Genomic DNA, 22,563 nt, shown 5'->3' on the forward strand with positions numbered 1-22,563 from the left:
ATTATAAAAAAGATCAATATTAAGGTTATGAAAAAAATATTTGTAATAAATGCAGGTCAGGACTTTGGACATTCGGGAGGTTTACTCAATAAAACATTATTGGAGTGGACTATCGATTATTTCAAGAACAGTGGCGAATACGAAATTAAATTTACCGATATAAATAATGAGTATAATTTGAGTGAAGAGGTCGATAAGTTTGTTTGGGCAGACGTAATTATTTATCATACACCTATCTGGTGGTTTCAGATACCCTTTGGTTTTAAAGAATATATTGACCGTGTATTTACCGAAGGTCATCAAAAAATCTATGTGTCTGATGGTAGACGTTCGGCGAACCCTACACGTAATTATGGAACAGGAGGGGCTTTGCATGGCAGAAAGTATATGTTGACTACAACGTGGAATGCTCCGGAAGAAGCTTTTACAATTGAAGACGAATTTTTCAGACAACACAGTGTGGATGATGGGGTCATGTTTGGATTTCATCAAATGAATCAGTTTATAGGATTATCTCGAATAGAGAGCTTTCATTTTTATGATGTGATGAAAAATCCACAGATAGACCATTCAAAAGAAATATATCTCAAACATTTGGAGAAAATAACACCTTCTCTTTAAACAAGAATTTATCTAACTAACCTTTGTTTGCTAAAGGATATCTTTTCGAATATCAATATGTAGATTGAAAAAAGGTCGGGACTAATTTTAGTCCCGACTTTCCTTACTTATATATTTCCCATGCTAAGGGCTAGATCGCGTTGTTGATTGAAAAACCGGATACGTTGCATTTCTCCACTCTCCGAAATTAACGTAGAATACTTTTTAAGAGAGTCTATCCATTCTTTTTGGATGCTACAAATAGTCGGGTTCTGAGAGTCTATAATGTTGATGGAGAATACCCTTAAGAAACTATTTTCGCTACCCCCGTATTCGAAATGTATGTAGGAAGACTCTAAGTCTATATTCGATATATAGATACTTACCTTTGTCCCCGTTCTCTGCGTGCCTTTTGCAGCTATAGATTCAAGTTCAGATATCATCTCCATTAATTCATTCTTAATAAGTTTGACATCTATATCTGATAATAAATTTAGTTTATAAAAATAATTGACATCGCCAATGAACGATTTAAACACATTCTGATCCATTATAAAAGTTGTGTGTGAAATGTATCTGTGCTCGGCTACAAACCTTTTTTCAGTATCTGAAACTTTTAGAGGAACCACCATGTCCTTATAAGTTCCCATATGAGGGGTTGCCTGCATTTGATATATCCACCTGTATAAACGAAATTTTGCAATATGCCGATAAGGAAGATAAAACATATAAGGCAAACTGTTTATCGCCAGTCGAGCTTTGGAATCCTCAGATTTATGCATTTTTTGAAATAGCCGAATACAATGTTCCAGTTTTTCACAGTAGTGGTCCAGAGGGTTCTTTTGTTCGTTCAGGTTCAAGTCTAAATCTAAATCGTAGAATGCATGTTTCGAATTTTTTATATTTACAGTATTATCTAGTGAAATAGATAACTTCGAAGATATCAGGAATGCTTCCTCAAGAGTAAAAGGAACGTCTCCTCTCAGCCGACGATAGACTGCTTCTTTACCCATCGAAAGTATGTCCATAAGGAGATTCGCTATATTGATATCGTCTGATACATTATTTCGGATAGCCGCAACGAGTTCATCGTTTAGTTGATTTTTCATAAAAATATTTCTATTGCTGAACAGAGAATTCTGTAGATCAGTATAAGGTTGATAAAAGTACAGAATTTCATTTAGCCTCTTTGTAGTGCAGGAGCCCCATTGTCCTAAAAAGGATTAAATGATGTTGTAGAGGGTATAGAAGTTTTAATTTTAGATTTCGTTTGTTAATAAATCCGAAGATTTATGCGGATTCTTCTTATATATACTCTTTTCTTGAAAAATAAAAGACACTCTTATACAAGAGTGCCTTTCGTTATTTCGGTAAAATGCAATGTTTCTTTCAAACAGTCAAACAGTCTTTTTTTTATTTAGAAATTTAGGATTTATTCCAATATTATAAAATGTGCTGTTTGCTACTTCAAGACATGTAGGACAAAGGCATCCATCATATGTATCTTTAACATAATCGCGTAAACCTATCGCTTTATTGGTTTTGGAGCAATTGCATAATTCAACTCTGTCTTCTCTGCATCTGAATGATGTCGAACAACGTGGACATATTTTTTCCATAATTGTAATTTTTTAGTTTGTTATTTAATTTAGGTCATAGACCTATTTATTATCTATTCCAGAATAATATCTGTTTATCAAAGCAATAAATAGTTCTGTGAACTTAAGATACATTCTGTTACTTCTTATTTATGAAGCTTTGCTTCTGTAAAATATTTTCGCTTTTTTTGATTGTTGGGTAAGTATAAATACAGACTTGTAGATAACGGAATATAAATAACAAACATCCCTGAATGTGAGATGATGTATATAAATACCAATTAAATAATCAAAACTGAATTTTACTTTGTGCTGAATTGTCTTTAATCCACGAAAGACAAAACTATTATTTTATCGGCAGGTCTTCTGACTTACTCTGTCTTTTAGAACATCCTTCCCGTTTTTCAACAGTGGTTTGAGATTTGTTCTTAGACCGGTGTAGAGTTTACAGCAGCGGGTCTGTTCAGGATTTACACCTGATTCCCTTTTCATCATTTATCCGAGACAACGGATCAATGAAACCAATAATTAATAACAAAGTTGTGAATAAAAAATGAGAAAGTTGCTCGAAATGGAAAATTAGTTATTAACAATATTGAAAAATGTTTTCCAAAAAGAAAATTATGTGTCGTATATCGCTCTGTTGGATGTCTCCTTTATCTTTCAGTTTTATGAATAAAATTCAAACATAATCTTATGGAATCAACTTTTTTGAGAGAACGTAATCTGTAGAATAAGCAACATAGGTAAACGTGATAAGAAAGCGTGCTTTATAGATTCTATGATTGGAGTGTTGCTGTAACTTTATATTTGCTATTTTTGCGCCTTCAATTAAAAATTATAAATGGAAACAAAAAACGTGAAAATTGAAGTTGCCGATCCTACCACACTCGGATTGTTTGGTTTGGCGATTGTAACACTTGTAGCATCATCTCAAAAGATGGAATTGACTTCAGGTCTTTCTCTAGTATTACCTTGGGCTATATTTTTGGGTGGTATTGCACAATTGATAGCTTCTTTATTTGATTTTAAGCATAACAATTTATTTGGAGCGACAGCCTTTAGTGCCTACGGCTTATTCTGGATTGGTATGGCTATGAGCTGGTTGATCAAGCTTGGTTGTTTTGGCGATACACTGGCACAGGCTGTAGATGTAAAGCAATTGGGTTTTGTTTTTGTCGGGTATATGATATTGACAATTGTCTTTACTATATCAGGACTTAAAATGTCGAAAGCGATGTTTGTTCTTTTACTTCTAATTGTAGTCTTATTCTTAGGGCTGGCTTTAGACTCGTTTGGTTGCGGTCATGTATGGCATGCAGTAGCAGCTTATGCAGAGTTGGCTATATCGTTGCTTACATTCTACGTATTAGCAGCAAAATATTTGAATAGCTTCTTCGGTAAAAATATTGTGCCTGTAGGAAGTCCAATATTAAAATAAAAAGTTCATTTCAGTTGAAATAAAATAAGGCATCTCTTTCGGGATGCCTTATTTTATTATTTAGTACCGTGCAGAGTAATAAAAAATCTGCGATTTTGATCTTATTGTTTTCCGCTGGTAGCAATTTCTTTATTGATCTTTTTAACAAGACCTTGAAGAACTGATCCCGGTCCTAGTTCTACAAATTCAGTAGCACCGTCAGCAATCATATGTTCAGCCGATTGAGTCCATTTTACAGGAGCAGTCAATTGAGCAATCAGGTTTTTCTTGATTGTCGCAGGTTCTGTTTCGGCAACTGTTGTTACATTTTGATATACAGGGCAAATAGGAGCCGAAAATTCAGTTTCGTTAATTGCTTTCTCTAACTCTTCTTTAGCCGGATTCATTAATGGAGAGTGGAATGCACCACCAACACTAAGTTTTAGAGCACGTTTAGCACCAGCCTCTTTTAATAATTCGCAAGCTTTATCGATACCTGCATTTGTACCCGATATTACAATTTGTCCCGGGCAGTTATAATTTGCAGGCACTACCACCTCATCGGTAATAGAAGCACATATTTCTTCTACTTTTTCATCGGGTAAACCAAGTACGGCAGCCATTGTCGAAGGATTCAATTCACAAGCTTTCTGCATAGCTAATGCACGTTTGTAAACAAGTTTCAAACCGTCTTCAAAAGACAGAGCGTTGGCTGCAACAAGTGCCGAAAATTCTCCTAAAGAGTGACCGGCAACCATATCAGGTTTAAATTCGTCACCTAAAGTTTTAGCAAGAATTACCGAGTGTAAAAATATAGCTGGTTGGGTTACTTTAGTTTGACGCAAGTCTTCGTCAGTACCACTGAACATTAAATCTGTTATGCGAAATCCAAGAATCTCATTCGCTTTTTCGAATAAATCTTTAGCTACAGGAGATGTTTCATACAAGTCTTTACCCATTCCTACGAATTGTGCACCTTGACCCGGAAATACAAATGCTTTCATATTGATTATAATATTGTTTAATATTGATTGGCAAATTTAATAAAAAAGATAAGAATATACATCTTCTATAATTTAGTGAAGAAAGTTATTGGTGTAAGTCTCTGTTATTAATCGAGATCCATAAACTGTATAATAACTTCTCTATTGTCGTCAGGATATGTGGCGTGAAACTGATCGATAGTTTCCTGCATGTCTCTTATTGTTATTTCGGGACAATCTTCGCCCGGAGTATAACTTTCTCCTATAGGTATGGCAAACGAACCGGCCATGCTGTTATTGCCCATACCTATACCCAGAGAGAACCCTTTCTTTATTTTATCTCTATCGGTAGGAGTCCACTTCATGAAAATATCTCCTACATAATATGCTTTATCTGCTTCTGTTAAAGATAGTGTAAGACAACTATTGGTGAGTATTTTGCGGAAAGTGCCACCGTCTTTATATTGGATAAAATCAGTAAGACTGTTTCCTGTTTGCATTTTGAGGCAGAAAAAACCGTCTTTTCCAACTTTTACTTTAGCTGTGCCTCTGGGGCTCCTCAGAAAATTTAACTCGATCTTTTCATGATCGATTTCCGAATCGTTATCTAAAATAAATCGTCCGAATACTATCGTTTCATTGGGTTTTGTTTTTATCGGCTTACTACTGCTGCATATCATAAAAGTGGATATCGCTAATATGAGTAGGATAATATTCTTCATCTTGTTTATTCTGTTGAGATTATATTGCAAATGTAATAAAAAGGTCCGGTGCTAGGAAAAACTCTTTTATATTTGCAGCTTAATTATCAAATCTATGGATTCAAAATCAAAGGAACGTTTCTTTGTACATTTCAAAGGAAACCGTTATAAATTTATAAGCCTGGCTAAAGACAGTGAAACTTTAGAGGATATGGTTGTTTATCAGGCGTTATACGGTGAGTATGGCATTTGGGTAAGACCTGCATCTATGTTCTTCGGTAAAGTAATAGTCGAAGGAGTAGAGGTCGCCCGATTTAAAGAAGAACTTTAAAGTAGTTTACAACTATAATTCAATGAAAAAAACAGCCTCCCATTTCTGAGAGACTGTTTCTATTGAGGTGATTGTTTTTTCTCACTTTACATATTGCACTTTACTTGTATCCCTTGTTTTAGCTTCGGGACTTTCGTTTTTATATCCGATGGCAATACCAAAAGCCACTTCGTGAGTATCGGGCATATTAATTTCTTTCAGAAATTCTTTCGCATCAGGATCGTTCAGAATACTAGCCATATTGCCAATTGTACATGTTCCGATATTCATCGATTCGGCACTAAGTAATATGTTTTGAGCTAACAGGCCGCAATCAACAAAACTGGTTGGATTATTCTTTTCTCTTCCTACAATAATAAGTGTAGGGGCACCGTGGAATACGCTGAATCCCGGCTCCTGAGAACGTGCAGCACTGCCTTTCAATTCTTTGCCTTTGGCTTTTTCAACAAAACTGTCATTGATTCGTTTCAATAGATCAGCATTTTGAACTACACGCACTTCCCATGTTTGCTTGTTTAAAGCACTGGGAGCATTAATTCCACAGTCAATAATAGTATCTAGCTGAGCCTGATCTATTTGTTCGGGTTTGTAAGAACGAATGCTTCTGCGGTTTTTGATCGCTTCTACAACTTCGTTCTTATGTTCCGGTGGTGCAGTTGTTGTCATAGTTTCTTTTTTAATTTCCTGACAAGAAATAAAAAATAAAGATCCAACGAATAATAGCAATAGCTTTTTCATATTCTATTGTTTTTACTGGGCGTTTTCGAATTGTTTTAAGAAACGAACATCGTTTTCAGAGAACATACGTAAGTCTTTCACTCTGTATTTTAAGTTGGTAATACGTTCGATACCCATACCTAAGGCATATCCAGTGTATACTTTACTGTCTATTCCGCAATTCTCAAGAACATTAGGATCGACCATTCCGCAACCCAATATTTCGACCCATCCTGTGTGTTTACAGAAAGAACAACCTTTTCCGCCACAGATATTACATGAAATATCCATTTCGGCACTAGGCTCGGTAAATGGGAAATACGAAGGGCGAAGACGTATTTTAGTATCTGTACCAAACATTTCTTTTGCGAAGAAAAGCAATACCTGTTTCAGGTCGGTAAACGATACATTTTTATCGATATAAAGAGCTTCTACCTGATGGAAGAAACAGTGTGCACGGTACGAAATAGCCTCGTTACGGTATACACGTCCCGGACAAATAATACGGATAGGAGGTTCTTGTTTTTCCATCACACGGGTTTGTACCGATGAAGTATGCGTGCGCAATACTACTTCGGGACTGCGTGCAATGAAGAATGTATCTTGCATATCGCGTGCAGGATGATCGTCAGCAAAGTTTAAAGACGAAAACACATGCCAGTCGTCTTCAATCTCGGGACCCTCGGCAATTGAGAAGCCTAAGCGTTTAAATATATCGCAGATTTCTTTTTTTACCAACGAAAGAGGATGGCGGCTACCCAATTGTATCGGGTAAGCTGTACGGGTAAGGTCTATCGTTTCGTCCGTAGAACTGGAATTTTCCAGATTCTCTTTCAATTCGTTGATTCTATCCTGAGCCTTGGTTTTAAGCTCATTCAGTTTTGCTCCTAATACTTTTTTCTCTTCTGCTGCTACGTTTCTAAAATCGTCCATAAGGACAGAAATCGCACCTTTTTTACTTAAAAATTTGATACGCAAATCTTCCAGCTGTTGTGTATTGGCAGCCTTTATCTCTTCTATTTCAGATAGTAGTTTGTTTATTTTATCAATCATCAGATTAAAACTTAGTCTTTATACGATATTTAATCACAAAAATACACTTTTCTTTTTTAAATAGAGAAACAGTCATTCAATAAAGCCCTGTGACTTTAATTATTTTTTGTTACTTTGCTTTTCAAAAAGATCGAAAAAAAGGTTAGCCAAATGATAGAGCTAAAAGATATAACAAAAGTATTCAAGCAAAAAGACCGAACCACAACTGCACTTTCCGAAGTATCTTTATTTGTTCCCAAAGGCAAGATTGTAGGAGTAATAGGTGAGTCGGGAGCTGGAAAAAGTACGCTTATCCGATGTGTCAACTTGTTGGAACGACCCACTTCGGGAGAGATATACGTTGACGGGCAAAACCTTACCCGCATGTCGGAATCGCAGTTGGCAAAAGCACGAAGAAATATTGGGATGATATTTCAGCATTTCAATCTATTGTCGTCACGAACAGTATTCGATAATATAGCATTTCCTCTCGAATTGGATAAAACTCCTAAAGCCGAAATAATAACACGTGTAAAAGAATTACTGGCATTGGTAGGGTTAGAGGAGAAAGCAAACGATTACCCGTCTAAACTGTCAGGAGGTCAGAAACAGCGTGTAGCCATTGCCCGAACTTTGGCAAGTAATCCTAAAGTTTTGCTGTGTGATGAGGCAACCAGTGCTCTAGACCCAGCAACAACACGTTCGATATTATCGCTGCTGAAGGAAATCAATAAACGTCTGGATATAACCATTCTTTTGATCACACATGAAATGGATGTGGTAAAAGAAATCTGTGATGAAGTTGCCGTTATCAGTGACGGACAATTGATAGAGCAGGGAACGGTTGCCGATATTTTTTCGCATCCCAAGCAAGCTTTAACCAAGCAGTTTATCGCATCGTCTTTGCATATGGAGATACCTGCCGATTATCAGGAAAATCTGGTTGCTCTGCCACAAGCAGGTAAGCATCCTTTGTTGCAGCTCGAAATAACAGGGCAGTCGGTAGATGCACCCGTACTTTCGGAGGTGGCACGCTTATTCGATATCGACAGTAATATAATTAATGCCCGCATGGATTACGTGGGAGGAATGAAATTTGGAGTTATGCTTGTCGAATTTATAAGTTCCGCCGAAAACGAGAACCGGGCGATAGAATTTTTGAAAAGTAAAAATATAAAAGTGGAGGTACTAGGTTATGTCTGATTCGATGATAGAAATATTAATAAAAGGAACTTGGGAAACCATCGTGATGACATTTGTTTCGGGTTTCTTCGGTTTTGTATTGGGACTGCCTATCGGTGTCTCGCTTTTTATAACCAGCAAAGGACAAATCAGAGACAATAAAACTGTGAATAAAACATTGGCATTCTTTGTAAATATATTTAGAGCAATACCATTTATTATCCTTATTGTCTGGATGATACCCTTTACCCGCTTGATTGTAGGTACATCTATCGGAGTAGAAGCAGCATTGGTACCGTTAAGTATAGGTGCAGCTCCGTTTATAGCCCGTATGGTGGAGAATAGTTTGCTCGAAGTACCTTCGGGACTGGTCGAAGCATCACGAGCCATGGGAGCTACTCCCTTTCAGATCATCCGAAAAGTATTGTTGCCCGAAGCTATGCCTTCGCTTATCAATTGTGCATCTATCACTTTGATTACTCTTGTAGGATATTCAGCCATGGGTGGAGCTGTAGGTGCAGGAGGTTTGGGACAGGTAGGATATCAATATGGTTACGTAGGCTATGACACTACCGTGATGAATGTAGTATTAGTACTTTTGGTGGTATTGGTATTTATTATTCAGACCTTAGGCAACTTTATTTCAAAGAAAGTAGATCACAGATAAAATTTTACTCTCGAATAACATAAGATTTTAAGATGAGATTGAAAATAGTTCAGATATTCGTTATATGTATTGCATCCGTTATTTTGCTGAACTCTTGTGGACGCAGACGAAAAAACGACCCTAATTATATTCGTGTAGCAGTGGTGCTTGGACCCGAATATATTGTAGCCAAAACAGCTCAGAAAGTAGCAAAAGAACGCTATAATCTCGATGTTGATCTGGTTACACTTACCGATTATGTTGTGCCCAATACATTGCTCGATCAAGGCGATATTGATGCCAACGTATTTCAGCATGTGCCTTATCTCGAAAATCAAATGCAAGAGCGAGGCTATAAACTGGCGGTTGTAGGCAATGCCTTTGTATATCCTTTAGCCGGTTATTCGAAGAAAATAAAAACATTAGCCGAGCTAAAAGACGGCAGTACGATAGTCATACCTAATGATCTGACTAACGGTGGTCGTGCCCTTCTGCTGATGCAAAAACAAGGACTTATAAAACTTCGTGACAATGTCGGCTTTATTCCCAAAGTAACCGATATTACTGAAAATCCTCGAAACCTGAAAATCGTGGAGTTGGAAGCTCCTCAACTGCCTCGTGTTCTGGATGATGATAAAGTAACAATAGCTATCATAAATAATACTTTTGCAGCGGGTGTTGGGCTGACATTGGAAGACGGTATTTTTGTAGAAGAGAAAGATTCCCCATATGTTAACGTGATTGTGTCACGTGAAGACAATAAGGATGATGATAGGGTAAAACGATTTGTAAAGGCTTTTCAATCGGATGAAGTTGCAGAAACAGCCAGACGTGAATTCAAAGGCGGAGCTATTAAAGGTTGGTAATCAATGACTAAATATTTTTATCTTTTATCATAACAAAATAAATAAACAGAACTGAAATTTGACAAAAACGCTCTAAATTCTAAACAAAATCTTATCTTTGAGTGTAAGTCTCAGCCAATGTTTAGTATGAGTACGGCTTTATCGTCTTTCAGATAAAGCTTTTACACTGAGGCTGTAAAATGTATAAGACCTTAATCTTCGTATCCGGACTTTTTATCTAGTGTTATGAAAAAACTAATACTTTCTCTATTATTTGCTTTTTCCTGCATGTTTTTGCACTCTATATATTTTAAGCATATAGGAGTAAAAGACGGTTTGTCGCAACTGTCGGTTCTGAGTATTCATCAGGACAAACTGGGGCGGATTTGGTTCGGTACAATGGAAGGCTTAAGCATCTACAATGGGCAGGAGGTAGTCAGTTATAAAGGAAATAATACTTTGCCCCGACTCAATATTCAAGGCGAGAAAATAACCAATATTACGGAAAATAAGGATGGTGATATATTCTTCATGACCAATGACAACGGACTGATGAAGTATGACCTCAAGCAGCATGAGTTTTCGAGGTTTGACGGACTTGAAGTTTCAGCACTTTCATCCATTGACGGAACCATTTTTATTGCCTCAAAAGATACCATATACACTTGGGATGAGAAGGCTAATAATTTTCAATTTAAGTCAGCTCCCGCTTTAGGAAATAAAATAACTAAGATTTTCAAAGACCATCAGCAACAATATTGGATAGGAACTATCTCGGGCTTATACAAACTGTCTGCCGATAATACCCTTGTGAATATAATAGCGGATAAAGAAATATGGGAAGTTTTTGAGAGCTCGAAGAATGAGCTATGGATAGGAACACGCATGCAGGGCATGTTTAAAATAGATGCAAAAGGAGAAATAACCGAGTTTCTCCATGATGCCGGATCACATAATACTATTAGCAGTAATCAGGTCAGAACCTTTGTCGAAGATGCTGCGGGGAACATCTGGATAGGCACTTTTGCCGGCTTAAATAAGTACAATCCTAAAACGAAAGTATTCAGCATTTACACAAATAATTATCTGTCGGGTAGTCTTTCCCATACTTCCGTGTTTTCGCTGTTAATAGATCGGCAGGGTTCATTTTGGATAGGAACGTACTATGGAGGCGTTAATTTCTTTAATCCCAAGAAAGATATCTTTACATATTATGCGGTGGATCCCCTTCGGGACAATTGCCTGAACTATCCCTTTGGAGGTAATATGGTCGAAGATCGCGATCGCAATATCTGGATATGTACCGAAGGAGGGGGATTGAATATGCTGGATCGGAAAACAAACCGATTCAAATATTATATAGCCGATCATGGCGATTATGGTCCTAATCATAATAATCTGAAAAGTATCTGTTACGATTCTATTTATAATAAGCTGTACATGGGTACCCATACCGGAGGTATAAGCAGTTACGATATTTCGACCCAAAGGTTTAAGAATTATCTGAATGAACCGAGCTTAGATGGACTTTTTCACTCTATCCTTTTGCAGACTGTATTTTATAAAGGCGACCTTTATTTTCTGGATACCTACGGGTTATTTAAGATGGATATTAAAACAGCTAAAATAACACCCTTATTTGCGCTCGATTTATATTCAAAATACGGAGGAGTAAGTTTTATTGTCGATTCGAAAGGATACTTGTGGATATCTACTTTCATGAATTATATAGCCCGGTTGAATCTCAATGATCCATCAGAAGGTATAAAAGAATATTACTTTGAAGATAAGTTTACTACAGCACGATCTCTGAATCTTTTTGAATCGAAAAAAGGGGATATATATGTGACTACTTTAGGACTTGGTCTACTCAAATTAGACAAGCAAACAGGCACGTTTGCTTCTTACACAGCCGAAAATGGACAATTGTTGAGTAATTATTGTTATAATGTAGCCGAATCTAAGCTCGCGCATTTAATTGTAATCGGAGATAAAGGAATTTCTATCTTAGACCCTGATAAAGGACTACTGAAGTCGATAAGCATCAGTCGCTTATTGCCTATCTCCTCATTTAACAGGGGCAATGGAATACTGGTTTGTAAAAATGGTGAAATATTTGTCAGTACAACCGAAGGGCTTATCTCTTTTTTCGAAGAAGATTTGTACTCGCCCGACCCTCCTTATAATCTGTACTTTTCGAATCTCTTTGTCAATAACAATGAAGTCTTGCCCGATGATAACTCTCATATTTTGGATGATATATTAGCATATACACCCAAAATATCTTTAGATCATAACCAGAACAATTTGGCAGTCACTTTTGCGAATAATGATTATGCCAATTCATATAATCCCCGTTGGTATGAATACAAACTCGAAGGACTCGATGATGATTGGATCTCTACCAATAAGACATCTTTGGTTTATACTCATCTGAATCCCGGAAAGTATACTCTGAGAGTGAGAACGCAAAATATTTATAATCCCACCGATAACAAATCGGACGAAATACAATTGGACATTGTTGTACATGCTCCTTTTTATGCGACACCATTTGCATGGATTGTATATATGCTGATTTTTGTATCGTTGTTATATGCATTTATTTATTTCAGGCAAAGGCAAATAAGACTGGAAGCTTCGCTTCAATATGAACGGAAAGAAAAAGAATATATAACTTCTTTAAATAAATCGAAGCTTTCGTTCTTTACCAAAATAAGCCATGAGTTCCGTACACCTCTTACGCTTATTATAACTCAGATCGAGTTGCTGATGCAAGGCAATGGATTGTCAAAATCGGTATCAGATAAAATACAGAAAATATATAGGAATTCTCATCGAATGCGTAATCTTGTGAATGAAATTCTTGATTTTCAGAAAATGGGAGACGTGAAAACACAATTGCATGTTTATCATGCAGATCTAATTCCTTTTCTGAAAGATATCTATTCCTCCTTTAAAGAGAAAGCACAAGCCAAAGAGATTAAATATTGCTTCGAATCATCAGTACCTAGTTTGTACTGTTGGTTTGATCCGGAGCAATTACAAAAAGTATTTTACAATCTGTTATCCAATGCCTTTAGCTATACCCCCAAAAAGGGAAGTATAGAATTAATAATACTGGAGTCGAAAGATGAAATAACCGTAAAAGTTATCGACAATGGAGTGGGGATTGAAAAGGCAGATATAAACAAAATATTCGATCAGTTCTATCAGGCAAGCAATAGTATTAAGGCAGAAGACCCGTATATGACAACAGGAATGGGACTTGCCATTTGTAAAGAGATTGTAGAGTTTCATCACGGAAAGATTTCGGTTGAAAGTAAGCCCGATTATGGAAGTATATTTATAGTTACTTTTCTAAAAGGGGCAACCCATTTTGAGAATGATAGTAATATTAAGATAATCAGGGATGGATACGAAGCAGTTAAAGAAGATACAATGCCCTTAGTAGGAATTACCGAAAATGATCAGCTCGAAAGTGAAGGAATCGATACCATTTCCGAGGTTAGACCCTATACTATTCTGATAGTGGAAGATAACGAAGAATTATCGGAACTGTTGGAGTCTATTTTTGCACCCTTCTATAATGTAATGCTTGCATATGATGGAAAGGACGGGTTGCAAAAAGCAACTGATAATATGCCCGATATTATATTGAGTGATATTATGATGCCCGAAATGGATGGAACAGAATTATGTCTGCGAATCAAAAATAATATAAATACAAGCCATATCCCCGTAGTTTTACTGACGGCTCAGACATCGGATGAGCAGAATCTGGAAGGCTTGCAAAAAGGAGCAGACGATTATGTTGTTAAACCATTTAATGCCAAAATATTACTGACCCGATGCAATAATTTAATACAAAATAGATTACGTCAGCAGGAAACTTTCCGAAAACAAGATTCGATTGATATTCAACTTTTGGCAAATAATGAGCTGGATCAGGCTTTTCTGAAAAAAGTAGAAGCAATCATAGATGTTAATTTAAGTAATCAGGAATTTGATATAAATACCTTAGCACGTGAGATGGCTATGGGACGCAGCTCATTGTTTGCCAAGTTTAAAACTCTTACTGGAATCGGGCCCAATGAGTTTATTTTGAACTATAAATTGAAGAAAGCAGCATTTATGCTGCGTCACAATAGCAATCTGCAAATAAATGATGTCGCCGATGAATTTGGTTTCAGCTCAGCACGCTATTTCAGTCGTTGTTTTAAGCTTCAATTCAATATGTCGCCCAATGAATACCGTAAAAAAGAGGCCGATAATTGATGAAAAATACACTTGCATTAGTTTGCTGAAATTCATTTTTGTGAAGGTATCCCTATATTTGTAATTCATTTTTTAGTGAGTCTATGCAACATTATTTAAATAGCACAGTCTCTTATAATGTATATTAATTAACCAAAGTCGTAAATAAGTTCAAGATCTTAATAACCAACATTATTAATTATGAAAAACAAATTCCTTTATTATTTTATTATGTCCTTTTGCTTTGTCGGATTTATGTCTTGTAGCGATGATGAGGATACCAGCATTCAGTTTTATGCCAGTTCGGAGAAAGTGAACACAATATCTGTCACTTCTATTGGCGAAGCATTTGTAGAAGTACGTAATGTAAATGGTACATTCACGGTTAAATCTAATAACGAAGCTCTTGCAACAGCATCTATAAATGAACATTCGGTAATAAACATTAAAGGGATTAAAGAAGGAACAACCTCCATAACGGTAACCGACAGTGAAAACCGATCGGCAACATTAAATGTCGAAGTTATTACTCAAACGTTATCTCTATTGGTCACTAAGCACGAAACATTAGTCGAAGCACTTAACCCTACAACCGGAGATCAGGCAGCTATTGATAAAATAAAAGCAGAAATAGATGGTAAATTAGTCCCTGTGGGAAGTGGCTATAAACTGATGTACACCTCAGATTATACAGGAAACTTAATATATTATCCCGATACTAAAAAGTTGACAGAAAAAGTGAATGGCACATTCAAATGGGATGGTAATGAAGTTTCGGGAAAAAGAGTTCTCAAACTTTATTATAATGATAAGGAATTTGTTTACTCATTTGGTACAGATTTAACTGTCAGAACATCTACAGCACCTCCGGTTTTTCTAATAATAGATTTTACAGATGCATATAGCCAGATGATAAAGCCTAAGATAACTAAAGCTGTGGGCGGATTACTTGTGATGAGTACCACTAGCTTTTAACTTAATATAATAAATATATGCTCGATGGGGTTGTTCTTTCTGGAGGGCAATCTCATTTAGCATATATACAGTACTTTAAAGAGGGTACTTATAAATACGGCATAAAATTATATATTCAGGGTATCGTAATTACAATTAAATGATTTAGCTTTGAATCTGAATTTAATCAAATACACTGCATTACTAATATGGAATTTTATTACAGCAAAAAGAAGATCCTTCTCTCTCTTTGGATATCGGTTCTTGTTCTTATGATTTTGGTTCCGGTCAGTTTATATATTATTGATTATGCTAACAATACCAGAAATCCCGAAGCTCTGATAGTCATACCTTTATTATTCTTTTTTCCGGGTGCTGTCGTAGCTGCGATCTATTTATTAAAGTATATTTATCTTTTATTGATTCCCGAGAAACTACTGCTGTGTATAGACGAGCAGGGCATTTTGCTGAATATGAATAAAACATGTCGTAAAGCGGGTTTCATTACATGGAAAGAAATAGCAAATATTATACATTCGACCGATAATATGAACAAACCCGCCATAAGGATCTCTTTGGCAGGTCATGTAAATGGAATGTATCAGTTTTATATTACTAAGCAAGACACTAAGAAAATGGGCTTGCGTATGAATGAACTATTTGATGCTATAATTGCTTATTATAATGTAAATAAATAAAAAAAGAGGCTATCAAATAGCCTCTTTTTTTTATCGTACATCAGCGTTTTATATTATCTAATTTAACCTCAGCAATAGATGCTTTTCCCGAAGTAATAGCAATGCGGACATCGCTGGCAATGGTTTTAGGAAAAGAATAAGTCGATAATTTTTCAGCTTCTTTTATCTCTCCTTTGTATACTGTAAGGAATTGACCTCCACCGCTTGATAATTGAATTTCGAATGCCGCAGGGTGTTCTATTGCTTTCCAGTAAATACTCATTTTATCGGGTTGTGCATTTTCCTCCATCACAAAAGTCAGATAGTCGCCGCTTACACCATTCCACTCGGTATTATTGTTGTTATCCAATACCATTGCAACAGACTCGTTTACTCCGGCTATCTTCTTTTGAACCGTTTGTTCCCCATAAGCAGCTATTGTAAGAATATCTTTCAGACGGATGTCCTCGGACGAAGCCCCGATCATAATGCGGAAATCTCCCGGCTCTATGACCCAATTGTTATCTAAGTTTAGCAGCTCGAAATCACGAGGATATAATGTGAAGGCCACTTCTTTAGTCTCTCCTGCTTTTAGATGTACACGCTCAAAACCCCGAAGGTTTTTCTCGTATGTAGTCACCGAGCTAAGAATGTCACGTGTATATAATTGTACCACCTCATCTCCGTCTCTACTGCCTGTATTGGTTATTTTACAGCGAACAGTAACTTCTTGTTTAGGGGTAGCTACAGCAGGTGAGATGGATAAATCCGAGTATTTGAATGTGGTATAACTTAATCCATATCCGAAGGGATATAAAGCTCCATTGACTCTGCTCATGTTGCCTTGCATTCCTACCGTTTTGCCTCCATCAACTTGAGAAGCTGGTTTTGCGGGAAAGTTGAAAGGTATTTGTCCTACTGTTTTAGGAAATGTCACAGTCAATTTACCTCCCGGATTATAATCGCCGAAAAGCACATCGGCAATGGCTGTCCCACCTTGCGAACCTGGATACCAAGCTTCTAAAATGGCAGGAACATATTTATCCGCCCAGTTGATCGAATTGGGGCGTCCGTTTATCATTATCAAAATAACAGGCTTTCCTGTAGCTTGTACAGCTTGTAACAGATTGAGTTGTCGTCCCGGTAAATCGAGGCTTGAGCGTGATTTGTTTTCTCCGCAAGTCCTGTTGTTGCCACCTAATACTACTATCGCAACATCACTTTTCAAAGCATTGGCAACCGCTTTGTCTATTTCAGCTTGTTCGTCAGAAGTTAGCGGACTCGGTAGAATTTCCGACTCAGGCCAGTTAGCATCTACCAGATCACATCCTTTAGTATAAAGAACTTCTGAGTTTTTGCCTACTTTGGCTGTGATACCATCCAATACGGATGAAACTTCTACGGCTAAAGGCCCATAGTGAGTCAAGGCATACGAAGCATCGTTGGCATTAGGTCCGCAAATACTAATTGTTTTTACCTTGTCTTTTGATAAGGGCAGCGTATTATTTTCATTTTTAAGTAACACAAGAGATTCGCGTGATGCCTGTAATGCTATCTGCTGATTTTCTAAGCTGTTTACTTCCTTATCGGCAGCCTTTAGATCCATTTGATAAGGAGCATCGAATAATCCCACTAAGAATTTAACCCGAAGAATATCACGAACACGGTCGTCAATAGTTTCCATACTGATACCTCCTTCATGAATTAATTCTCTAAGGGGCAATACATACGAATCGGGTGAACGGAATGTACAACGCACATTTAAACCGGCTTCTACCGATTGACGTACCGATTCTTTCATATCGGCAGATGTACCGTGTTTAGAGTGCAGGTACTCAACGGCATCGCTATCCGAAACTACATATCCTTTAAATCCCATCTCTTTACGCAGAACCGTTGTCAGCCAATAGTAGCTGCTTTGTATCGGGAAACCGTCGTAATCGTTGTAAGAGCTCATTACACCTAACGAGCCTGCTTCTTTTATAACTCGTTTCCAAGGGTATACATGTATGTTTTCGACTTCACGTGGCGACATTTGAGGGTCTACACGAGCCATACCCTCACGTCCGCCTTTGTTATTACTGTATGCAATATAATGTTTGGCAGTAGATGCTACCTGATAATCTTTTTGTACACCTTTTGTCATGGCGATACCCAGTTCGGCTACCAGATAAGGACTTTCGCCATATACCTCTTCGTAACGTCCCCAACGCTGATCGCGTCCCACATCCAATATGGGAGCATATATGTTTGTGTAGCCAAGTAAGCGACCTTCACGTCCTGTAATATACCCCACTTTATTAACCAGATCCCTGTTCCATGTATGTCCTAATCCTAACTGAGTAGGGAAGTTGGTGGCTATGTAGCTTTCTACACCTCTGATACCTTCATTAGTGAAATCTGTAGGAATGCCCAATCGTGTTTCTTCAATAAAAAATCGTTGTACCTCATTCAATGCCCATGCATGACGGGAGGCTGGCCATACAAACGGATTGTCGGATGGAGGTAAGCCCCATTGCTGAAACCCGTTGAGGTGTTCGTCAATAGCTCCCATACCGTCTTTCCAAAGCTTGTTTTTCCAATCGGCAGTAGGCAGGTCGTCGGCTAAAACCCGTTTATAACCGTACAGAGTAACCATTTGACAGGTTTTTTCATCCACATTCATCTGGCTCAGAAGATCTTCGATACGTGCCTCTATTGTTGCAGACGGATCTTCATATACATCCATCTTTCCGTTTTTGTTGAAGTCTATCCACCCTTTGTGGTAGATAGAGTTTTTTGGTAACTGATAGGTTACTAAATCTTTTGCAGGTGGTATGCGAGGATCTTGCTGAGCTGCTGCAAATAGACTAAGGCTTAATAAGCTATACGTTAATAAATATCTCATAAGTTATAATTTAAGGTCGAAGACCTATTTGTTACTTTTCTTAATTACAAAAGAGTATTTTCCTTTTTTTGCTGTGTTATTAGCATGAAGAGATACCCTGTATATTTTATCGCCCCATACATTTGAGAGGCGGGGATCGTCTAAGGTGATAGTTTCGATACTTGGAGTAAATTCCTTTTTATCATATTCTAAAATAGCTTTCTGTCCATTGACATGTATATACACTTCACCAAGAGTATCTATGTTGATATCTCCCCATGTCAGGAAGTTAACCTGATTGTTTTGCATCGCTTCTTTCAAGTCGAAAGAATCTTCAATATTGAGTATTCCGTTTTTCAGCCTGTAAGAGCGTATCCACTGTTTTACTTGTGCAGTCTCGGGATAAGCTTTGGATATGTCTGCCGAAAAAGTACTGCTCTTGGGATTAAAGACAACGTTGGTTGCCTTGTATTGTGACCCGAATGCCTGAGGTACTTCATTAATAACAGGGAGGTTATGGTAGTTACTTTGCATAGTCCATATAGAGTACCTTTCGTTGCTGAATGTTTGTCTTGTATACGTGCCCACACCTGCATCTATAATTATGGGTGTATTATTCATGTAAAGAGAGAATGTACCTATGTCGTTATGATTATGGCTTTCATTGTTATAGCCTCCTTTAGTTGCTAAAAATAATCCTGCCTTATCTTTTATATAGCAAAATTCTGTTTCAGGATACCAGGTATAATCAGGTGTATTATGTATTGGTTTTTGGTCATTCAGTTCATTTCTGTAGAGCAGGGTTTGTAAGGCTCTGAAAATATCGATATCCGCTTTGAAGGTCGAAGGTTCCTGCTTTTCGAGATAAGCTGCAAATTGCATCATTTCGGTACTGTTTACAGCTTTTCCGTATCTGTAAATTAATTGTGCATTTCCTCCGCCTTTTGCCGAAGCATCTGCAAAGTTGACAACCCATCCGTCACCTACGTACGATCTCGAAATATACTCGCCCATATTGCGGATGATAGGTTCGTCGAATATCGAAACTTGCCCGTTGGTTACATTGCTAAGCAGTTGCAGATAATCGTACATTTTTCCGGCAGCATGTCCCCAATACGAAGGTCCTTCTTCGCACCCTCCGTCGGAGTGGGTATAGTTGATAAATTTATCGACCGATTGCATGGTGCGGTATACCGCTTTAGCCAGTTTATCCTTATCGTTTTCGAGAAGCATAAAGCATTGCAATACATTGAAGTTGCACCACGGATTCCAGTTGTTTACCATGCCTCCCGGTTTCAGGTTGAATGCCATCCACCAGAAACGATCTTCATTCATATATGGATCGAGTGTGCGTTTTTTCAATTCGTAATACAAACGTTTCGAAATAGCCGGGTCTACCTTATCAAATTCGTTATTAAAGAAATAATACGTCCAGGCTAATGCCGAACTGAGGTTGCCCGACCCTAAATCAATAACCTGTTCCGTATAATCGGGTAGGACTCTTTTGGAGTGTTGTGCTGTAAGATGGGCTGATAATACCCATGATGTCATTTCGCACGACTGAAAAACACCATTGATAAGTTGATCCGTAAATCGACCTTTTCCTTCTGCCAGTTCTGCCATAAGTAAGGCAACTATAGCCTGATTATTCTTATTGTAGGGGCTTTGCATGATTTCGCGGTTACCCGATCTTTCATATTCCAAGTAATCGGTCGCTTTTACCACCTGCCATTGATAATTGAGATACTTTTCACCTTCTTTTATCACGTCGGCTTTTGAATCTCCCAATAAATTATCCCAACCTTTTCTGTCGTTGTATTGTGGATAGGGAACCCATTGCTGATTCATAATCAGCATAGATTTCAGGTTTTCGATGTCGGTCTTTTTTACAAGCAGATTTTTCTCGGTATAAGCAAACATATTTACTGTCAGGAACAGCAAAAGGATGACGATAAGGTGTTTATTGTTTTTCATAGTATTCGATTTAAGGTTTTCGATCTATTGGTTGGTTGTAGAATTAAATATTTCCTTTATTTACTTTCTGCAAGATTCTGATGATCTTAATCGTGTTGTTCCTGATTGCTTAACTGTTATTTGGCTTTACTGTAAGGAATTCTGTCTTGTAGAATTTCTTCTTTAAACCACGGGTCGTTTGCTTGCTTCAATAATCTCGCCATTTCATAGGTAAGTTGGTCTACAATGTCTTTATTCTTTTCCGGAGATAAATTCTTCAACTGATAAGGGTCGTTCACATTATCAAATAGCAAGGTTTCTTTCAGAGTTTTATTCTTTTTGTCGATGGTGAATGTAAGTGTATACTGATCGGTAATAATTCCTCTGGATACAGGAAAATAGGAAATAACTTTACCCTCCTCGTTTTTATCTCCATCTGCATTTTTTATGTATAAGGCTCCTTTGGGGCGGTAATTGTTTTCCGATTTTCCGAAAAATATATTCGAATGATTCAAGCCTTCTACCGTTGAGGGTATTTGATTTCCCAGTCCGCATAATCCCAAAAGAGTGGGCATTATGTCGGGCGATGACAACAGTAAATTGTCTACCCGAGGTTTTATTTTCTCCGGATATCGAATCAGGAAAGGTACATTAACGGCTTCGTTGTATGGCGAATTTTTAGGATCCTCGATTCCTTGACTGCACATGGTTTCTCCGTGATCTGATGTGAATACTACGATGGTATTCTTATCCAGACCCTGATCTTTGAGTGCTTGAAGTATACGTCCAAACTCTCTATCGACACCTGTTACCGAAGCAAAATAGTAGGGTGCTGATCGGGTCTTTTTCATTTTCAAGTCTACATTCGGACGAATCAGAAGCTCATCAATCGGTTTATCTTTATACAGGTTGTAATCCTCTTCCATACAATCCTCTAACGATCCGTAAGGACTGTGTGGCGGATTCATACTTATCACCATAAAGAATGGTTTCTTGGGATCGCGTACTCCATCTTTATTTTGCAAATAAGCAATAGCCATATCTGCCTCATGTATGGGCGACCACTGATTTATGTCGTGTCTTTTGCCTTGAGTATCCCAGTAATGAGGGTGTTTGTGCACATCGAAAGTTCCGTACGAATACCAATAGTTGAATCCGTGTCGTCTTTCGGGTGGGGTATAAGCATCCCATGCCGGTTGTTTATCTTCTACATAATGCCCCGGATTGGCAGGGTCATTAGGGGTAGGGTAGTCTGCATGAAGTTTACCGATGTATGCACAGTCGTATCCGGCCATGCTGAAAACATCGCTTATGTTGTTGGTCTCTGTTTTGAGACTGCTGATGGGTCGGTTTGAGTTGCAATTGAGTGTTACTCCGCTGTTTTCGGGATACATTCCTGTGAGGAACATTCCCCTGTGAGGACTGCTGAGCGGGCAATTGCTGATGGCAGATGATAATACAAGTGATTCGTCTGCAAATTGATTTAGATTGGGTGTATGTACCGGATCACCCGTGAAATTTACTTTGTCATTATATCCCTGCTTGCTCCAGAATTCCATAGCGTGATTGCGCATCTGGTCGGGAAATATATAGATGACGTTGGGGCGTGTAGGTTCGGTACTAACCTTTTCAGACTTACAACTGATTAAAGAGAGTAAACTTAATCCTCCTAAAACGATATTAATATTTTTTCTCTTCATAATTGTTCTGTTAATTAAAAAAGCAATAACCGGATATTCTCTAAGGGTTTATCTTGGGATGCTTTTGTTTGTTTACAATAGTTTTTTACGGCAATTAAATA

The 22,563-nt window shown here is 37.6% G+C and carries 18 protein-coding genes and 1 riboswitch; of the genes, 9 read left to right on the forward strand and 9 right to left on the reverse strand.

The features are described from left to right. The first annotated feature begins 27 nt into the window (after window positions 1-27). Window positions 28-621 carry an NAD(P)H-dependent oxidoreductase gene (locus G7051_RS11440; RefSeq protein ID WP_166200411.1) on the forward strand — a complete coding sequence of 198 codons (594 nt, stop codon included), beginning with the start codon at window positions 28-30 and terminating at the stop codon, window positions 619-621. A 107-nt stretch (window positions 622-728) separates the two neighbouring features. Here the strand turns inward: G7051_RS11440 and G7051_RS11445 are convergent, their stop codons facing one another. Continuing rightward, complete coding sequence (locus G7051_RS11445) at window positions 729-1,709, reverse strand: hypothetical protein (RefSeq protein WP_166200413.1); 981 nt, start codon at window positions 1,707-1,709, stop codon at window positions 729-731. 288 nt (window positions 1,710-1,997) lie between these two features. Then, on the reverse strand, window positions 1,998-2,219 hold the full coding sequence (locus tag G7051_RS11450) for a cysteine-rich CWC family protein (protein ID WP_166115345.1): 222 nt from the start codon (window positions 2,217-2,219) through the stop codon (window positions 1,998-2,000). Window positions 2,220-2,536: 317 nt separating this feature from the next. Further along, window positions 2,537-2,739, reverse strand: a riboswitch (cobalamin riboswitch). A gap of 303 nt (window positions 2,740-3,042) precedes the next feature. Between G7051_RS11450 and G7051_RS11455 the strand changes: the two genes are divergently transcribed. Further along, window positions 3,043-3,639, forward strand: a complete 597-nt coding sequence (locus tag G7051_RS11455; RefSeq protein ID WP_166200415.1) for an acetate uptake transporter — start codon at window positions 3,043-3,045, stop codon at window positions 3,637-3,639. Between the two features lie 101 nt (window positions 3,640-3,740). Here the strand turns inward: G7051_RS11455 and fabD are convergent, their stop codons facing one another. Next, a complete protein-coding gene (gene fabD, locus G7051_RS11460) occupies window positions 3,741-4,622 on the reverse strand; it encodes an ACP S-malonyltransferase (protein WP_166200417.1) in 882 nt (293 codons plus the stop codon). A 107-nt stretch (window positions 4,623-4,729) separates the two neighbouring features. Continuing rightward, window positions 4,730-5,323, reverse strand: coding sequence for a hypothetical protein (locus tag G7051_RS11465; RefSeq protein ID WP_166115361.1), 594 nt, complete (start codon window positions 5,321-5,323; stop codon window positions 4,730-4,732). A 94-nt stretch (window positions 5,324-5,417) separates the two neighbouring features. On the opposite strand from G7051_RS11465, the gene G7051_RS11470 reads away from it, so the two are divergent. After that, window positions 5,418-5,633, forward strand: a complete 216-nt coding sequence (locus tag G7051_RS11470) for a DUF1653 domain-containing protein (RefSeq protein ID WP_166200419.1) — start codon at window positions 5,418-5,420, stop codon at window positions 5,631-5,633. 81 nt (window positions 5,634-5,714) lie between these two features. On the opposite strand, the gene G7051_RS11475 is transcribed toward G7051_RS11470, so the two are convergent. After that, window positions 5,715-6,371, reverse strand: coding sequence for a nitroreductase (locus G7051_RS11475; RefSeq protein ID WP_255493202.1), 657 nt, complete (start codon window positions 6,369-6,371; stop codon window positions 5,715-5,717). A gap of 12 nt (window positions 6,372-6,383) precedes the next feature. Further along, window positions 6,384-7,403 (reverse strand): phenylalanine--tRNA ligase subunit alpha, encoded by a 1,020-nt coding sequence (pheS, locus tag G7051_RS11480; RefSeq protein ID WP_166200421.1) that lies wholly within the window; start codon window positions 7,401-7,403, stop codon window positions 6,384-6,386. A 150-nt stretch (window positions 7,404-7,553) separates the two neighbouring features. Between pheS and metN the strand changes: the two genes are divergently transcribed. The 6 genes from metN to G7051_RS11510 all read left to right on the forward strand — a co-directional run bounded on the left by metN (window position 7,554) and on the right by G7051_RS11510 (window position 15,964). Further along, the gene (metN, locus tag G7051_RS11485) at window positions 7,554-8,585 is read left to right on the forward strand and encodes a methionine ABC transporter ATP-binding protein MetN (RefSeq protein ID WP_166200423.1); all 1,032 of its coding nucleotides are present in this window, start codon (window positions 7,554-7,556) and stop codon (window positions 8,583-8,585) included. Window positions 8,586-8,589: 4 nt separating this feature from the next. After that, on the forward strand, window positions 8,590-9,231 hold the full coding sequence (gene metI / locus G7051_RS11490) for a methionine ABC transporter permease MetI (RefSeq protein WP_255493203.1): 642 nt from the start codon (window positions 8,590-8,592) through the stop codon (window positions 9,229-9,231). 32 nt (window positions 9,232-9,263) lie between these two features. Further along, complete coding sequence (gene metQ / locus G7051_RS11495; protein ID WP_166115377.1) at window positions 9,264-10,076, forward strand: methionine ABC transporter substrate-binding lipoprotein MetQ; 813 nt, start codon at window positions 9,264-9,266, stop codon at window positions 10,074-10,076. Window positions 10,077-10,301: 225 nt separating this feature from the next. After that, the gene (locus G7051_RS11500) at window positions 10,302-14,333 is read left to right on the forward strand and encodes a two-component regulator propeller domain-containing protein (protein WP_166200425.1); all 4,032 of its coding nucleotides are present in this window, start codon (window positions 10,302-10,304) and stop codon (window positions 14,331-14,333) included. A gap of 180 nt (window positions 14,334-14,513) precedes the next feature. Further along, a complete protein-coding gene (locus G7051_RS11505; RefSeq protein ID WP_166200427.1) occupies window positions 14,514-15,287 on the forward strand; it encodes a hypothetical protein in 774 nt (257 codons plus the stop codon). Between the two features lie 188 nt (window positions 15,288-15,475). Next, on the forward strand, window positions 15,476-15,964 hold the full coding sequence (locus tag G7051_RS11510) for a hypothetical protein (RefSeq protein WP_166200429.1): 489 nt from the start codon (window positions 15,476-15,478) through the stop codon (window positions 15,962-15,964). A 40-nt stretch (window positions 15,965-16,004) separates the two neighbouring features. On the opposite strand, the gene G7051_RS11515 is transcribed toward G7051_RS11510, so the two are convergent. The 3 genes from G7051_RS11515 to G7051_RS11525 all read right to left on the reverse strand — a co-directional run bounded on the left by G7051_RS11515 (window position 16,005) and on the right by G7051_RS11525 (window position 22,462). Beyond that, window positions 16,005-18,830 carry a glycoside hydrolase family 3 C-terminal domain-containing protein gene (locus tag G7051_RS11515; protein WP_166200431.1) on the reverse strand — a complete coding sequence of 942 codons (2,826 nt, stop codon included), beginning with the start codon at window positions 18,828-18,830 and terminating at the stop codon, window positions 16,005-16,007. A gap of 24 nt (window positions 18,831-18,854) precedes the next feature. Next, window positions 18,855-20,783, reverse strand: a complete 1,929-nt coding sequence (locus G7051_RS11520) for a heparinase II/III family protein (RefSeq protein ID WP_166200433.1) — start codon at window positions 20,781-20,783, stop codon at window positions 18,855-18,857. Window positions 20,784-20,899: 116 nt separating this feature from the next. Then, window positions 20,900-22,462, reverse strand: coding sequence for a sulfatase (locus G7051_RS11525; RefSeq protein WP_166115396.1), 1,563 nt, complete (start codon window positions 22,460-22,462; stop codon window positions 20,900-20,902). Window positions 22,463-22,563 lie beyond the last annotated feature (101 nt).

The sequence above is a fragment of the Dysgonomonas sp. HDW5B genome (assembly GCF_011299335.1).
In the GTDB taxonomy this organism is placed as follows: Bacteria; Bacteroidota; Bacteroidia; order Bacteroidales; family Dysgonomonadaceae; genus Dysgonomonas_A.

Excerpts from the sequence above, each read along its gene's own strand:
- G7051_RS11510 (WP_166200429.1), top strand. The coding sequence starts at position 15,476 with ATGGAATTTTATTACAGCAAAAAGAAGATCCTTCTCTCTCTTTGGATA.
- fabD (WP_166200417.1), bottom strand. The coding sequence starts at position 4,622 with ATGAAAGCATTTGTATTTCCGGGTCAAGGTGCACAATTCGTAGGAATG.
- G7051_RS11515 (WP_166200431.1), bottom strand. The coding sequence starts at position 18,830 with ATGAGATATTTATTAACGTATAGCTTATTAAGCCTTAGTCTATTTGCA.
- G7051_RS11505 (WP_166200427.1), top strand. The coding sequence starts at position 14,514 with ATGAAAAACAAATTCCTTTATTATTTTATTATGTCCTTTTGCTTTGTC.
- G7051_RS11455 (WP_166200415.1), top strand. The coding sequence starts at position 3,043 with ATGGAAACAAAAAACGTGAAAATTGAAGTTGCCGATCCTACCACACTC.
- metI (WP_255493203.1), top strand. The coding sequence starts at position 8,590 with ATGATAGAAATATTAATAAAAGGAACTTGGGAAACCATCGTGATGACA.
- G7051_RS11525 (WP_166115396.1), bottom strand. The coding sequence starts at position 22,462 with ATGAAGAGAAAAAATATTAATATCGTTTTAGGAGGATTAAGTTTACTC.
- G7051_RS11520 (WP_166200433.1), bottom strand. The coding sequence starts at position 20,783 with ATGAAAAACAATAAACACCTTATCGTCATCCTTTTGCTGTTCCTGACA.
- metQ (WP_166115377.1), top strand. The coding sequence starts at position 9,264 with ATGAGATTGAAAATAGTTCAGATATTCGTTATATGTATTGCATCCGTT.
- metN (WP_166200423.1), top strand. The coding sequence starts at position 7,554 with ATGATAGAGCTAAAAGATATAACAAAAGTATTCAAGCAAAAAGACCGA.
- G7051_RS11475 (WP_255493202.1), bottom strand. The coding sequence starts at position 6,371 with ATGAAAAAGCTATTGCTATTATTCGTTGGATCTTTATTTTTTATTTCT.
- pheS (WP_166200421.1), bottom strand. The coding sequence starts at position 7,403 with ATGATTGATAAAATAAACAAACTACTATCTGAAATAGAAGAGATAAAG.
- G7051_RS11450 (WP_166115345.1), bottom strand. The coding sequence starts at position 2,219 with ATGGAAAAAATATGTCCACGTTGTTCGACATCATTCAGATGCAGAGAA.
- G7051_RS11470 (WP_166200419.1), top strand. The coding sequence starts at position 5,418 with ATGGATTCAAAATCAAAGGAACGTTTCTTTGTACATTTCAAAGGAAAC.
- G7051_RS11445 (WP_166200413.1), bottom strand. The coding sequence starts at position 1,709 with ATGAAAAATCAACTAAACGATGAACTCGTTGCGGCTATCCGAAATAAT.
- G7051_RS11465 (WP_166115361.1), bottom strand. The coding sequence starts at position 5,323 with ATGAAGAATATTATCCTACTCATATTAGCGATATCCACTTTTATGATA.
- G7051_RS11440 (WP_166200411.1), top strand. The coding sequence starts at position 28 with ATGAAAAAAATATTTGTAATAAATGCAGGTCAGGACTTTGGACATTCG.
- G7051_RS11500 (WP_166200425.1), top strand. The coding sequence starts at position 10,302 with ATGAAAAAACTAATACTTTCTCTATTATTTGCTTTTTCCTGCATGTTT.